Below are 13,952 nucleotides of genomic sequence, written 5' to 3'. Positions count from 1 at the left end.
TTGGCGAATAGAGAATCATTCCACATTTGCGTTGTTAATTCCTGCACCACGACAAAAGTAGAAGAAAACAGTCAATTACCGACAAGCGAACTTTGATAACGATGCGTTGCTACGTAGCATATTCGACATCGAATATGAAGCGAACTTGAAAAGTACGGTTCGCGTGTACGTAATCATGTACACTTGCGCTTCCGTCTTTCTCAAGTAGCGCTCCATCTTCTCGGTTCTGAAAGTCCGCTTTTTGAACTTTCATTGAAATATGTAATTCAAAAAACTTACTTAAATAAGCTTTGAGTTGAACGTTTTAATAATCTGAACCAATTTACTTTTTCAACCGTTTGCGGTGCGATTAGTTCAAATTCTTTCATCGCCTGCTCGCCTTGATAGATCGTCAACTTCCCAATCGGCTGACCTGCAACAATTGGAGCTTTAATTGATTTGTCCATATCCACTTCATAGTAAATTTTCGTTGTATCACTACCGCGTTTAATAAGAATTGAGAATTGTTGCTCTGCCATTAGATCAACTCTGCTCTCCATGCCTTTTTCAATTTCGAGAGAACCTATCGTTGCTCCCTGCTCTATCACGACATGATTACTATATTGTGCAAATGCGTAATCCATCATTTGAGTGACATCGGCATTTCTGATTTTCGTATTTGGTGCACCCATAATGACTGCGATAACCCGCATTCCATCACGCGATGCAGAAGCTGACAAACAAAACTTCGCTTCACTTGTGTAGCCTGTTTTAACGCCATCTGCACCTGGATAGAAGCGCACTAATTTGTTCGTATTGACAAGCCAGAACGGTTTTTCCGAGTCTTTACGAAGATAGTCTTGATACTTTCCAGTAAACTGTCTGATGAGATCATATTTCATTAGCTCGCGTGATACGATCGCGATATCATAAGCAGAAGAATAATGATTTTCGACTGGTAATCCATTAGAATTCATGAAATGCGTATTATTCATTCCTAGTTGCTTCGCACGTTCATTCATTAGCTTGACGAACTCTTCTTCTGTTCCGCTCAGCTTTTCTGCTAATGCAACAGAAGCATCATTGCCAGATGCCATCGCAACACCTTTCAGCATTTCCTCTACTGACATTTCTTCCCCTTCTTCAAGGAAAATTTGTGATCCTCCCATCGAGGCAGCGTTCGCACTTGTCCGAACCATATCAGTCAGCTTTAGTTTACCTTCTCCAACTGCTTCCATAACGAGCAACATCGTCATAACTTTCGTAATACTGGCAGGAGCTAACTTCGCACTACTATTTTTTTCGAAAATAACGGTGCCGCTATCAGCATCTATTAATACCGCAGAGGCGGCGTTAAGTGCTAGCGAAGGCCCTACGTTAGAGTTCGCTTCAATGGTGTCTACCTCTTCAGTTGATAGCGTAAGTGCACCAATCGTTGCCCCGGAATAACTCGTCGATATGAGACAAGTTAATACAAACATCAATACTATTTTTTTCAACTTAAGTCCCTCCTACAAACTTTTCGTATTTTCTTGAGAAGCTTCCTTGTAACGAAAAGTTACTTCGGAAGCATAAACCAAACTAGCTGATCTACTAGACGTGATGAATGATGTGTTCACTCGCAGTCTCACTTACTTAGTCATTGTTGACGAATAGACTGAAATTTATTCCATTATACAAAAAAGCCTCTATTGAAAGTTTAGCGTTACGCTAAACTTTCAATAGAGGCTTCGTGTCGTCATATTATACATTACAAAGTCGTTACGCCATCCTTCGTTACAATCGCCATCAATAGAGGACGTAATTGTGGCTGCTGCTCTTTGATTCCATAAGCGCTATGAACCATGATGACCGGCTCACTCTGCTCGTTAACTTCTTTATTCACATAAAGTGTAGCCAGCACCTCGCCTTGCTGCAGGGCGTCTCCTACCTTCTTACGAAGCACAATGCCGACAGCATGATCAATCGACTCATCCTTAGTCCCTCGTCCAGCACCAAGCTTCATCGCCGCAATGCCGAGCTGCTCAGCTCCAATCGCACTCACATAACCTGACCGCTGGCTCAACACATCATATTGCATAGATGCTTGGGGAAGTTTACTCACATCATGAACAATTGAACCATCCCCGCCTTGCGCTTCTATAAGCTCTTGCAATTTCTGTAATGCCTTGCCACTTCGCAAGCTATCCTCAACAATAACTCTTGCCTCGTCATAACTATTAGCTCGTTGACCAAGCACCACCATATGGGCTGCAAGTGTTATACATAGCTCCGTTAGATCGGCTGGTCCATTTCCTTGAAGTGTAACAATCGCTTCTTCAACTTCGAGTGCATTACCAATGGCAAAGCCTAGTGGCTGATCCATATCGCTTATTACTGCTGCCGTATCACGACCAACTTCCGTTCCAATGCTAACCATCATCTTTGCCAATTGAATGGACTCTTCTAACGTTTTCATAAATGCACCGTTGCCTGTTTTCACATCAAGCACGATCGCATCTGCACCCGCAGCAATTTTCTTACTCATAATAGAACTCGAAATAAGTGGAATCGATTCTACCGTTGCAGTGACATCGCGCAAAGCATACAACTGTTTGTCTGCTGGTGCCAAATCACCACTTTGACCAATAATAGATACACCAATCGTATTTACTTGATCAACAAATTGCTGCTGAGTGCGCTCCGTATGGAAACCAGTAATTGACTCTAACTTATCAACCGTACCTCCCGTATGACCAAGACCTCTACCCGACATTTTCGCAACAGGAACACCTGAAGCAGCAACAAGAGGAGCCAAAATCAAACTTGTCTTATCACCGACTCCGCCAGTAGAATGCTTGTCTACCTTCACACCGTTAATAGCTGACAAATCAACTTGATCACCAGAGTTAGCCATCGCTAAAGTTAAATCTGCGACTTCGCGCGCAGTCATTCCATTAAAATAAACAGCCATCGTCCATGCAGACATCTGGTAGTCTGGAATGTTACCTTCGCAATATTGCTGGATCCATTCATTAATTTCTTGAGTAGATAACTCTTTTCCATCACGCTTCTTTTGAATAAAATCTACTGCTCTCATGAGTCCCTCCATTACGTATGCTAGTGAATTCTAGTTAGGTCATTGCTATAAATTACAAGGCACAAGTTAGCAACGGATAACTCGAATGACTATATTGTGCTTTCATGATGTATTCATCCAGCGTTTGACTTAAAGCAATAACATCACGATGTAGCAAGCTACCACGTTGGCTTGCCGTTAGTTCCATTTGCTTGCGGAGAAATTCAATTTTCGTATTAAGCTGACTATCTATCACTTTGTCTACCCATCCTTCTTCATAATAACTTGATTTACGCAAAGTCTAGAGACATTATACGACGAAGTGATATTCGAATGTTGTCACATTAGGTCAGATGAATTGTGACAATTCTGTGACATATAAACTAAATTTTGGCGATTAATGACGTAACCAACTCTAAAAACTGCGATTTAACTCGATCCGTAGTTTCCATCACTTCCACATGAGACAATGGTTGATCCAAAATTCCTGCTGCCATATTACTAATGCATGAGATACCGACAACTTCAATGCCACTATGACTTGCTGCAATCACTTCAGCAACTGTTGACATACCAACGGCATCAGCACCAATAATTCTTAACATTCTAATCTCAGCAGGTGTTTCATAAGACGGACCAAGTAATCCGGCATATACGCCTTCAACAAGACCAATCTCTTTTTCTGTCGCAACCGTTTTCGCAATGGCTCTTAGTCGTTTACTATACGCTTCTGACATATCTGGGAATCGCGCACCTAGATCGGCATCGTTAGACCCAATCAATGGATTTTTACCTGTTAAGTTCAGATGATCGGAAATTAACATCAGATTGCCTGATGCGAATTCAAGATTAATACCACCTGCTGCATTCGTTACAATTAGCGATTTAACACCTAGTGCTTTCATCACTCTAACTGGAAACGCAGTTACTTCTGGAGCATATCCTTCATACATATGGAAACGTCCACGCATTAGTACAACTGTTTTACCAGCAATTGTACCGATCATTAATTCACCTGCATGTCCTTCTACCGTTGACACAGGAAAATGAGGAATATCTTCATAGGCGATGACCGTTGCGCCTTCAATATGATCACCTAACACACCTAATCCTGATCCTAGTATAAGCCCGATTTCTGGCTTAACATTGATTTTCTGAGCAATAAATTGTGCTGCCTCATTAATTTGCTGACTTGCCGTTATTATACTCATTTCAATTCCCCCTACAAACTGTTTGTAGCTTCCACGAAATATCTTCTTGAGTGACAAAAAGTTACTTCAGAAGCATAAGTGATGTTTTGAACTACCTTATTTTAATAAGGATAAGAAACTACTTCCTGTCGGCGTCGCAGCCACCTCGAAATTTTCAGCGATTGTAGCGCCCAAATCTGCAAATGTTGACCTTGTATCAAGCTGTTGCGGCTCTTTGAACGATGGGCTATACAGCAAGATTGGAACATATTCACGTGTATGATCAGTTCCTGGGTGAGTAGGATCATTACCATGATCAGCTGTAATAATTAATAGATCGCGCTCACCGATTTGCTCCATCATTTCAGGTAACGCTGCATCAAATTGTTCTAATGCCTTGCCATATCCAATGGGATCACGACGATGGCCATATAGAGAATCAAAATCAACGAGATTTGTAAAAACAAACCCCTTGAATGATGTTTTCAATAGCTCAATCGTCTGCTGAATACCATGTTCATTACTTTTCGAAGGATGTGATTGATTAATTCCTTCACTATCAAATATATCATAAATCTTCCCGACTGAGATCGTCTCAAGTCCGGCATCCTGCAATTCGTTAAGCACTGTTCTTTGTGGTGGCTTCAAAGCGTAGTCATGTCTGTTCGGTGTACGCTTAAAGTTACCTGGAGTACCGACATATGGTCTAGCAATTACGCGACCTACCGAGAATCGATCCTCCATCGTTAGTTCTCGAGCGATTTCACATGCTTTGTATAATTCTTCAAGAGGAATAGTATCCTCATGAGCTGCTAATTGGAATACGCTATCCGCGCTTGTGTAGACAATCCATGCACCGCTCTTCATTTGCTCTTCACCGAGCTCGTCTAATATTTCTGTACCACTTGCAGGTTTATTGCCCATCACTTTTCTGCCGGTACGAGACTCGAATTGTTCAATTAATTCAGCTGGAAAACCGTTAGGAAACGTTTGAAATGGTGTTTCAATCTGCAATCCCATAAGCTCCCAATGACCAGTCATTGTATCTTTGCCTACTGAAGCCTCTGCCATCTTCCCATAATACGCTTGAGCCTGCTTAGAGGCATCTGGCGTCCAATTATGAATAGGTGCAATACGATCTAGCCCCAACGCTCGAAGATGGGGTAGATCGAGTGATGCATATTCTCGGGCAATAGACCCGAGCGTGTGACTTCCTACATCACCAAATTGATCAGCATCTGGCAATTCACCAATACCAACACTATCCATGACAATGACAGCAATCCGATCAAACTTCAATATGAACCCTCCTAAAACTTTTTGTGACTTCGAGATTGACTACTACGTTAACAAAAAGTCACTTCGGAAGCATAAACCAAACTTTTCATAGTCATCCTGTATCCACTACTTGTAAATGAAAAGTAGCATCGGAAGCTTTAACTTAACTTTTTGTGACTTCGAGATTGACTACTACGTTAACAAAAAGTCACTTCGGAAGCATAAACCAAACTTTTCATAGTCATCCTGTATCCACTACTTGTAAATGAAAAGTAGCATCGGAAGCTTTAACTTAACTTTTTGTGACTTCGAGATTGACTACTACGTTAACAAAAAGTCACTTCGGAAGCATTAACTTAACTTTTTGTCGCTTCGAATTGAGGATACTTCTCCGCCTTATGCCCTCGGATGGGAGTTGCTGTAGACTTCCTTCATTTTCGACTTAGCAATCGCAGTATATTTCATTGTAGAAGTAATATCAACATGTCCCAGCAGCTCTTGTACCACTCTTACATCAGCACCATTCTCTAGTAAATGAGCAGCAACGGAGTGTCGAAGTGTATGCGGTGTAATCTCATCTGATACTCCCGCTTCACCGGCATATTTTTTCATAATTTTCCAGAAGCCCTGCCTCGTCATGCGACCACCTAAATGGTTTAGAAATAATACTTCCTCTGAGCTGCTCTTAGTTGCGAGCTGAGCTCTACCTTGTTCTAAGTAAACTTCTACAGCCTCTTTGGCATATTGTCCAAATGGTACAAAACGTTCCTTCTGACTTGGACTTATCACTTGAATAAAACCAAGCGATAGATGAATATGCTCTACATTTAACGAAACTAATTCTGTTACTCGAATCCCTGTAGCATATAGTAGCTCCAACATTGCTTTATCTCGAATACCGACTGCAGTAGCAACGTCAGGAACTTGCAGCAAACGATTCGTATCTTCTTGAGAGATAATTTGCGGTGCTTTTTTTTCAAGTTTCGGAGCTTCAATATATATGGATGGGTCGTGTGATATGTAATCATTAGTAATGAGATAGTGAAAAAGAGCACGGATGGACACCACATGTCTAGCTATCGTTGAAGACTTTAGATCTGCTTCCTTTAATCCCAGCATATACTTCAAAGTATGATGCTTATGGACGCTTGTCCACACCTTAACACCTTCACCCTCAAGATAACCAGTAAATTTCAACAGGTCTCTTTCATATGACTGATAGGAGTTTGTCGTAAGCTTACGTTCTTGTTGTAAAACCTTCAAATATTGATGTAATTGCTCGTACATCCTCCCACTCCTTCAACTTTTCATTTAATATCTCGATTATAATTCTCGCAAATGAAAAGCACATCGAAAGCTTAAGCTTTTACGAGATATATCATTTCCTATTATTCATTCACCATACCATAAAAACCAAACTAAACGATCTGGCATTGAGCTTTTATCGATGTAATGCGGTGAACTATCGAAAACCTTCACAGCGTCACCGATTGGTTTTTGGTAATGAGTATTCGGTTGAATGATCTGCTGCACCCAATGATAAGCAGATGCAACAATGACAAGTAACACAATAAATAATAAGAAGAATATTAGTTTATGTACCATGTCTTTCACCATAATCATTAACATACCTCCCACAACTTTTAATTGACTACTTGCTTTGCTACACTTAAATAAAAAGTAGCATCGAAAGCTTAAGCCAAAAACTTTGTTACTTTAACAGGCCTATACTAATGATATGTACATGCCTGTTAAAGTAGTATGTTAGGTAACACCAATTTATGATGTATAGTACCTTTAGTATGAAAAAAGGCCTGCAACCACTTACATGGATGAGCAGGACCAGTTATTGTTTATTTTCGTTCAAGTCTCGACAACTTCGGCAAACGCCATGAAAATCTAATCTATGATCGACTGTCTCGAAACCCAATTCAGAGAATAGTCGTTCTTCAAGCGGTAACAGCCAATCATCCTTAATCTCATTCATTGTACCACATTGCATACAAATTAGATGATGATGATGATGAATATTCGTATCTCCTCTAAGGTCGTAACGGGCAACACCATCTCCGAAGTTGATCTTTTCTACGACATGCAACTCAGTCAAAAGCTCCAATGTACGATAGACAGTAGCAAGTCCAATCTCAGGAGCAATTGCCTTTACGAGTAAGAATACATCCTCTGCGCTAAGATGATCTTCCTCATTTTCCAGCAGAATACGAAGGGTGGCTTCACGCTGTGGAGTCAACTTATAGCCCTTATCTAGCAATTGCTGTTTTATCTTATTAATCTGGGCTTCCATCTCTCTCCTCCTAAAACTTTTCACCTAGATCTTGGTATTCTTCCTAGCTGTGAAAAGTTACTTCGTAAGCATAAGCTACTATTTCACCCTGCTAAATCTGTTTTAATTATATTAGTATAGAGCAATAGAAGTCAAACTTTTTCATCGTTTATTGCTCTATGAAACTACAACGGCAGTTGCACCAAATACCATTCCATCACTTGAGGAGATACATATACTTGAACAAATGCTGCAATCGCAAGCAAGATCAGCATCGACATTGCAACTGTACTATAGGAAACAAAAGCATCTCGTAAATTACCTGTATGCGTCATTAGTCGCTTTTTCACAATATAAGTAGAGAACCCGATCGCTGTTGAACTAAGTATCAATATCGCGGGAACAGCTACAAGATTATGTGGAACAACCGTTGCAATACTTAATAATATACCTTGAGTACCAAACATTTGTACAACAATATGAATGCTACACCCTAAAAGAAAGCCCTTCAAAAAGTTTAATACAATAATAAGCGGAACGCCGATAACCGTAATTCCTAAAATAAATAATAAAGTGACCCATATAAAGTACTTGAAAAATGCTTCCCAAAACAAATATGAACTATTTACATCGCTACTTTGCTTCATCCAATTCATATATATCGTAATCTCATGACCCAGTCCTAGTTGTTGCTCACTAGGCAATACTTGAATAAATACACTTCCAAATACGGCACCGGCAAACATGACCACACCAAGATAAATCCACTTCGATAAATTACTTTTCAACATCATATCACCCTTTCAATCTAACTTATGTCTACTACACATATGCTAGATTGATAGAGTTTATGCAAAATCACACTATTTTCAAACTTAAGTAAGAGAGCCTGTCCGCTGCAATAACTTCCAAGCAGTTACCGCTAACAAAGTTTTCGCATCGCTAATATCTCCGCTAGCAATATAAGCATCTGCTTCTTCAATTGTAATTAATTTCACAATAACATCTTCATCATCATCGAGATTTTGTTGTCCAATTGTAACTTCATTGGTGAAATAAGTATAAAGTATTTCATCAGCAAAGCCAGGTGAAGTGTAATATTGATGCAATAATTGTAGGTTATGAGCAATATAGCCCGTTTCCTCTTCAAGCTCACGAGCTGCCGCTACAATCGGCTCTTCCTTTGGATCAAGCTTACCCGCGGGAATTTCAATTTGAGTTTTACCCAGTGGCTTCCGATATTGTTCCACAACAATTAATTTCTCATCATGGATCGCAACGACTGCCGCTGCCCCTGGATGTTTAATAATTTCACGAGTTGCAGTTCTGCCATCTGGCAAAGCAATCGTATCCACTTGCAAACTAATCACTTTGCCTGTAAATATATGCTCTGTAGAAATAGTAGGCTCATTCCAAATTGTTTTATTCGTATCTTCCTTCATGTTCGATAACCTCCATTCATGCTCATTATGTAACTAGATCGACTTAGACAAGTTGTCATAATGTTTCTTTAATTTTCATAGTCTCCATTATGATGATTAAGGAGCTGGATAATTTTGAAACAACATATTAATAAAAATAACCTGATGCTTTTTGGAAAAGCAAAGCATATCAAACTCGTCTTGAATGGTATTGCCAAGAGTCAATACGGCAATTATACTTTAGCTCAATACACTGCTAATCGACCGCAAATGCGCATAACTCTTGGCAATGTGGATTCGTAATTACTATATTTTGAATGTAGCGGATTGCTTCAGTATTTCAACAACTAACTTTGCTGTCTGTACAAGACACTCAACTTTTATTTGCTCATTGGTCGTATGAATATGTTCATAACCCACTGCAAGATTTACCGTTGGAACACCTAAACCATTGAACACATTCGCATCGCTACCTCCTCCTGAATGGAAAGTCCGTGGCGATGCACCAATCGCTTTAATTGCCACGCTCGCTAATTGCACAACAGGCGAATTGGCATCATGACAATAAGCAGGATAGACGATATTGCTATTAAATTTTGCAGTAGCTCCATATTTCAGCGCCGTTCTTTCGACGGCTTGCTTCATACTTTCCACTTGAGAATCAAGCTTATCTTGCTTAATACTTCTAGCTTCAGCAATCAGCTTTACGTAGTCACATACTATATTCGTTGGTCCTCCACCTTCAAAACGACCGATATTCGCAGTCGTTTCCTCATCAATTCTACCTAGTGACATCTCACTCACTGCTTTCGCAGCCACTTGAATCGCACTAATTCCTTTTTCAGGGCTTACACCAGCATGTGCTGACTTTCCGTAAAATTCAATTTCAATATGCGATTGAGTAGGTGCAGCAACGGCAATATCACCGATGTCACCATTAGAATCTAACGCGTAGCCATAACTCGCTACTAAATTCGTTGGATCAATCGCCCGAGCACCTAACAACCCGGATTCTTCACCAACTGTGATCACGACTTGAACTTTCGCATGTGATGCTCCGCTAGCCTTAATCGTCTCAATCGCTTCGAATAAAGCGGCAATTCCGGCTTTGTCGTCACTTCCGAGAATTGTCGTACCGTCAGATCTAATATATCCATCTGTATCAATTTGTGGCTTAATGCCTACCCCTGGAGTAACGGTATCCATATGACAAGTAAACAAGATCGCAGGCTGATCCTTCGCATCTTCCGTTGCTTCAAGAATTGCAAATAAATTGTTAGCCTCATGTCCTGTTACCTTTGCCGCATCATCCTCTGTAACTGTCAATCCTAATTCAGTCAGTCGCGCTTTCAGAACTTTACTAATTGCACCTTCATGGCCAGATTCACTATCAACGGTTACCAAATCAATAAATTGTGCTACTAAACGTTTTTCTTGTACCATTTTGTTTCCTCCATCCGTCTCTTTCGTATACAATAGAATGTATTAATGTAATTCTATTCATCGAAAGGAGCTTTTTCAATTATGCGTCAACAAAAAATTATTCGTCTTGTTGCAATTATCGTTGCAGCTGCCCTGTTAGTTACAACACTATTCGCAGGCATAGGCTCTTTCTTCCTTTAGAAGTAGTTCAAAAAGCGGACTTTGATAACGATGGGTATGCTGGCGGAGCGTATCCGACATCGAATATGAAGCGAACTTGGAAAGTACGGTTCGCGTGTACGTAATCATGTACACTTGAGCTTCCTCCTTTCTCAAGTAGCGCTCCATCTTCTTGGCTTTCGAAAGCCCGCTTTTTGAACCTTTATTGGAAGCGGAAGTTCAAACCTTTATTGCAAGCTTCGGGCATTTGATCGCTTGTGTACTCATGCCGTACACGTTGCTGGGTTTTGTTTCATCGCGTTGCAGCATCGATAACTATTACGAAAAGCCAAATTGCTCCTTGAACAGCGGAGCAATTTGCTCTGCTGCTTCCTCAACGGTCATCGAGCTTCCTGTAATATCATTAAAGGAAGTAACGCCAAATTGTCCGATTCCACATGGCACAATACCACTAAAGCCTTCGGCAGCGATTCCTGACTTAATATTAAGTGCAAAACCATGACTTGTTATAAAGCCACGACGCTGCCTAGCTTTATTAAACTTTACACCTATCGCGGTTATCTTCTCATCACCGATCCATACCCCAGTATATTCGGGTTTTCTGCCAGCTTTTATACCATATTGAGCTAACCAATCAATGATTACTTGCTCCATATTTCGTAAATATCCACGAAGATCCAGTCCAATGGCATCTAGATAAAGTAATGGATAACCAACAAGCTGACCTGGACCATGATATGTAATATCCCCACCGCGGTCGATATCATAGACCGATATTCCTTTTTGACTCAATGTATCCTTATCAAGCAGAAGATGCTCTGGGTGACGATCAGAACCCAGTGTATAGGTTGGTGGATGCTGAAGAAGGAGCAGCGTCTCAGGACGCTCCCCCTTATCTATTTCCTTCACATATGCTTTTTGCAGATCCCAAGCTTCTTTGTAGTCCAGCATACCGATATAACGAGCATCCAACATTTTGCGTGCTATATCCACTTTAGACATAAAGGTTATCTCCTTTGTATTAAAAGGTAGTTCAAAAAGCGGGCTTTGATAACGATGGATATGCTAACGCAGCATACTCGACATCGCATCTGAAGCGAACTTGGTAAGTACGGTTCGCGTGTACTTAATGATGTACACTTGCGCTTCCGTCTTTCTCAAGTAGCGCTCCACCTGCTCGGTTCTGAAAGCCCACTTTTTGAACCTTTATTGGAATGGGTAGTTCAAAAAGCGGACTTTGATAACAATGTATTCCCATGTAGCCTAGTCGCATCGAATATGAAGCGAACTTGGTAAGTACGGTTCGCGTGTACTTAATGATGTACACTTGCGCTTCCGTCTTTCTCAAGTAGCGCTCCACCTGCTCGGTTCTGAAAGCCCACTTTTTGAACCTTTATTGGAATGGGTAGTTCAAAAAGCGGACTTTGATAACGATGTATTCCCATGTAGCCTAGTCGCATCGAATATGAAGCGAACTTGGAAAGTACGGTTCGCGTGTACGTAATGATGTACACTTGCGCTTCCGTCTTTCTCAAGTAGCGCTCCACCTGCTCGGTTCTGAAAGCCCACTTTTTGAACCTTTATTGGAATGGGTAGTTCAAAAAGCGGACTTTGATAACGATGTATTCCCATGTAGCCTAGTCGCATCGAATATGAAGCGAACTTGGAAAGTACGGTTCGCGTGTACGTAATCATGTACACTTGCGCTTCCGCCTTTCTCAAGTAACGCTTCATCTGCTCGGTTCTGAAAGCCCACTTTTTGAACCTTTATTGGAATGGGTGGTTCAAAAAGTGGACCTTAGTATATCGAGCTTTCAAGGTTAAAGCTTTCCAAATTATCTTTGACACGCTGCAAGAAACGACCACAGATGACACCGTCAAGAATACGATGATCAAGTGACAAACAAAGATTAGCCATTGAACGCACTGCGATCATGTCATTAATTACAACTGGCTTCTTCACAATAGATTCAAACGTAAGAATTGCCGCTTGTGGATAGTTAATAATCGGATATGACAATATCGAACCGAATGAACCTGTGTTATTAATTGTAAATGAGCCACCTTGCATGTCAGCAAGTGAAAGTTTTCCTTCACGCGTTTTACGCGCAAGCTCTTCAATTTCCTTCGCAAGACCGGCCACGTTTTTCAGATCCGCATTTTTGATAACTGGTGTCATTACAGAATCTTCTGTTCCTACTGCAAGAGAAATATTAATATCACGCTTTACGATGATTTTGTCTACCGCCCACACAGAGTTCATAATTGGGAAATCACGAATCGCATTAACAGCAGCTTTCAATAAGAACGCAAGATACGTAAGATTAACACCTTCACGTTTTTTGAATTCATCCTTATATTTGTTGCGGAGTAATACTAGATTCGTAACATCGACTTCGATCATCGTCCAAGCATGCGGAATTTCACTAACGCTTTGGCGCATATTACGAGCAATTGTATTGCGAATTGGAGTAATATCAATATAAGTTTCTCCGCGACCATGTGCATAAGGATCATCAATTTCAATTTTAGGCATACGAGGCGATTCAGATAAATGCATACCTGTCGAACGAACCTGTGAAGAAGTTGCTTCTTGTTGCGGTACAGGCGTACGCACCATTGATGCTTCAGCAGCTACATAAGCAAGTACATCTTTACGAGTAATCCGTCCACCCATGCCAGTACCTGGTACGTCGGCTAACTGGATACCATGCTGTGCAGCCAACTGTTGAACAGCTGGCGAGAAGCGATTGCGCATTGAATCGTCAGCTGTAGCTTGTACAGCTGCTACTGATGTATTCAATGTTCCAGTAGCTTCAGCAGACGCGACCGGTGCTATAGTAGCATTGCTTGCTTCTTCCTCTGTTTCAATAAGACAGATAACCGTACCTACAGGTACATCTTCACCCGTACCCACTAAAATTTTCACTAATTTTCCTGCCACAGTAGATGGAATCTCAGCCGTCACTTTATCTGTATTAATCTCACAGATTGGTTCATACACTTCGATCATATCACCCGGTTGCTTCAACCAGCGATCGATTGTTGCAGTTATTTGAGATTCCGCTAATTGAGGCAAAGTAATTTCAGTTATTGCACTCATCTTATTCCAACTCCAATCGTCATAAATAAGCTATGTACGA

Annotated in this window: 19 protein-coding genes; 1 reads left to right on the top strand and 18 read right to left on the bottom strand. The window is 40.8% G+C overall.

The features are described 5' to 3' along the window. Window positions 1-109 precede the first annotated feature (109 nt). The 11 genes from AC1TPB_RS02020 to AC1TPB_RS01970 form a co-directional block, all read right to left on the bottom strand. Window positions 110-253: a hypothetical protein gene (locus AC1TPB_RS02020; RefSeq protein WP_482074947.1), complete on the bottom strand. Its 144-nt coding sequence runs from the start codon at window positions 251-253 to the stop codon at window positions 110-112. 22 nt (window positions 254-275) lie between these two features. Continuing rightward, window positions 276-1,478: a D-alanyl-D-alanine carboxypeptidase family protein gene (locus AC1TPB_RS02015; protein ID WP_482074946.1), complete on the bottom strand. Its 1,203-nt coding sequence runs from the start codon at window positions 1,476-1,478 to the stop codon at window positions 276-278. A 251-nt stretch (window positions 1,479-1,729) separates the two neighbouring features. Further along, entirely contained in the window at window positions 1,730-3,058 is a 1,329-nt protein-coding gene (locus tag AC1TPB_RS02010) for a pyrimidine-nucleoside phosphorylase (RefSeq protein WP_482074945.1), read from the bottom strand. Between the two features lie 52 nt (window positions 3,059-3,110). Next, entirely contained in the window at window positions 3,111-3,335 is a 225-nt protein-coding gene (locus AC1TPB_RS02005; RefSeq protein ID WP_482074944.1) for a Spo0E family sporulation regulatory protein-aspartic acid phosphatase, read from the bottom strand. An 85-nt stretch (window positions 3,336-3,420) separates the two neighbouring features. Beyond that, window positions 3,421-4,248 carry a purine-nucleoside phosphorylase gene (locus AC1TPB_RS02000; RefSeq protein WP_482074943.1) on the bottom strand — a complete coding sequence of 276 codons (828 nt, stop codon included), beginning with the start codon at window positions 4,246-4,248 and terminating at the stop codon, window positions 3,421-3,423. Between the two features lie 96 nt (window positions 4,249-4,344). Then, window positions 4,345-5,526: a phosphopentomutase gene (locus AC1TPB_RS01995; RefSeq protein WP_482074942.1), complete on the bottom strand. Its 1,182-nt coding sequence runs from the start codon at window positions 5,524-5,526 to the stop codon at window positions 4,345-4,347. 375 nt (window positions 5,527-5,901) lie between these two features. Continuing rightward, window positions 5,902-6,792: a site-specific tyrosine recombinase XerD gene (gene xerD / locus AC1TPB_RS01990; RefSeq protein ID WP_482074941.1), complete on the bottom strand. Its 891-nt coding sequence runs from the start codon at window positions 6,790-6,792 to the stop codon at window positions 5,902-5,904. Window positions 6,793-6,897: 105 nt separating this feature from the next. Next, a complete protein-coding gene (locus AC1TPB_RS01985; RefSeq protein WP_482074940.1) occupies window positions 6,898-7,128 on the bottom strand; it encodes a DUF4227 family protein in 231 nt (76 codons plus the stop codon). A gap of 223 nt (window positions 7,129-7,351) precedes the next feature. After that, entirely contained in the window at window positions 7,352-7,807 is a 456-nt protein-coding gene (fur, locus tag AC1TPB_RS01980) for a ferric iron uptake transcriptional regulator (RefSeq protein ID WP_482074939.1), read from the bottom strand. Between the two features lie 164 nt (window positions 7,808-7,971). Continuing rightward, window positions 7,972-8,580 carry a stage II sporulation protein M gene (gene spoIIM / locus AC1TPB_RS01975; protein WP_482074938.1) on the bottom strand — a complete coding sequence of 203 codons (609 nt, stop codon included), beginning with the start codon at window positions 8,578-8,580 and terminating at the stop codon, window positions 7,972-7,974. Window positions 8,581-8,661: 81 nt separating this feature from the next. Beyond that, on the bottom strand, window positions 8,662-9,228 hold the full coding sequence (locus AC1TPB_RS01970) for an NUDIX hydrolase (RefSeq protein ID WP_482063470.1): 567 nt from the start codon (window positions 9,226-9,228) through the stop codon (window positions 8,662-8,664). A 114-nt stretch (window positions 9,229-9,342) separates the two neighbouring features. Here AC1TPB_RS01970 and AC1TPB_RS01965 point away from each other — a divergent pair, with 114 nt between their 5' ends. After that, entirely contained in the window at window positions 9,343-9,510 is a 168-nt protein-coding gene (locus AC1TPB_RS01965; protein WP_482074937.1) for a hypothetical protein, read from the top strand. Between the two features lie 3 nt (window positions 9,511-9,513). Here the strand turns inward: AC1TPB_RS01965 and AC1TPB_RS01960 are convergent, their stop codons facing one another. From AC1TPB_RS01960 to AC1TPB_RS01930, 7 genes are all read right to left on the bottom strand, one after another. Then, window positions 9,514-10,650: a M20/M25/M40 family metallo-hydrolase gene (locus AC1TPB_RS01960; protein ID WP_482074936.1), complete on the bottom strand. Its 1,137-nt coding sequence runs from the start codon at window positions 10,648-10,650 to the stop codon at window positions 9,514-9,516. Window positions 10,651-10,797: 147 nt separating this feature from the next. Then, window positions 10,798-10,965, bottom strand: a complete 168-nt coding sequence (locus AC1TPB_RS01955; RefSeq protein WP_482074935.1) for a hypothetical protein — start codon at window positions 10,963-10,965, stop codon at window positions 10,798-10,800. A gap of 162 nt (window positions 10,966-11,127) precedes the next feature. Then, a complete protein-coding gene (lipB, locus tag AC1TPB_RS01950; RefSeq protein WP_482074934.1) occupies window positions 11,128-11,811 on the bottom strand; it encodes a lipoyl(octanoyl) transferase LipB in 684 nt (227 codons plus the stop codon). Window positions 11,812-11,935: 124 nt separating this feature from the next. After that, window positions 11,936-12,157 carry a hypothetical protein gene (locus AC1TPB_RS01945; RefSeq protein ID WP_482074933.1) on the bottom strand — a complete coding sequence of 74 codons (222 nt, stop codon included), beginning with the start codon at window positions 12,155-12,157 and terminating at the stop codon, window positions 11,936-11,938. Further along, entirely contained in the window at window positions 12,123-12,344 is a 222-nt protein-coding gene (locus tag AC1TPB_RS01940; protein ID WP_482074932.1) for a hypothetical protein, read from the bottom strand. Before AC1TPB_RS01940 ends, AC1TPB_RS01945 begins: the two co-directional genes overlap by 35 nt. Before the next feature lie 62 nt (window positions 12,345-12,406). Continuing rightward, complete coding sequence (locus AC1TPB_RS01935) at window positions 12,407-12,565, bottom strand: hypothetical protein (protein ID WP_482074931.1); 159 nt, start codon at window positions 12,563-12,565, stop codon at window positions 12,407-12,409. Between the two features lie 42 nt (window positions 12,566-12,607). Further along, entirely contained in the window at window positions 12,608-13,912 is a 1,305-nt protein-coding gene (locus AC1TPB_RS01930) for a dihydrolipoamide acetyltransferase family protein (protein WP_482074930.1), read from the bottom strand. Window positions 13,913-13,952: the final 40 nt, after the last annotated feature.

Source organism: Paenibacillus sp. Y951, from assembly GCF_056786395.1.
This window is presented reverse-complemented; position numbering and strand designations above follow the sequence as displayed.

Coding starts and splice junctions, on each gene's coding strand:
- AC1TPB_RS01960 (WP_482074936.1), bottom strand. CDS start 10,650: ATGGTACAAGAAAAACGTTTAGTAGCACAATTTATTGATTTGGTAACC.
- xerD (WP_482074941.1), bottom strand. CDS start 6,792: ATGTACGAGCAATTACATCAATATTTGAAGGTTTTACAACAAGAACGT.
- AC1TPB_RS01930 (WP_482074930.1), bottom strand. CDS start 13,912: ATGAGTGCAATAACTGAAATTACTTTGCCTCAATTAGCGGAATCTCAA.
- AC1TPB_RS02010 (WP_482074945.1), bottom strand. CDS start 3,058: ATGAGAGCAGTAGATTTTATTCAAAAGAAGCGTGATGGAAAAGAGTTA.
- fur (WP_482074939.1), bottom strand. CDS start 7,807: ATGGAAGCCCAGATTAATAAGATAAAACAGCAATTGCTAGATAAGGGC.
- lipB (WP_482074934.1), bottom strand. CDS start 11,811: ATGTCTAAAGTGGATATAGCACGCAAAATGTTGGATGCTCGTTATATC.
- AC1TPB_RS02020 (WP_482074947.1), bottom strand. CDS start 253: ATGAAAGTTCAAAAAGCGGACTTTCAGAACCGAGAAGATGGAGCGCTA.
- AC1TPB_RS02000 (WP_482074943.1), bottom strand. CDS start 4,248: ATGAGTATAATAACGGCAAGTCAGCAAATTAATGAGGCAGCACAATTT.
- AC1TPB_RS01985 (WP_482074940.1), bottom strand. CDS start 7,128: ATGATTATGGTGAAAGACATGGTACATAAACTAATATTCTTCTTATTA.
- spoIIM (WP_482074938.1), bottom strand. CDS start 8,580: ATGATGTTGAAAAGTAATTTATCGAAGTGGATTTATCTTGGTGTGGTC.
- AC1TPB_RS01970 (WP_482063470.1), bottom strand. CDS start 9,228: ATGAAGGAAGATACGAATAAAACAATTTGGAATGAGCCTACTATTTCT.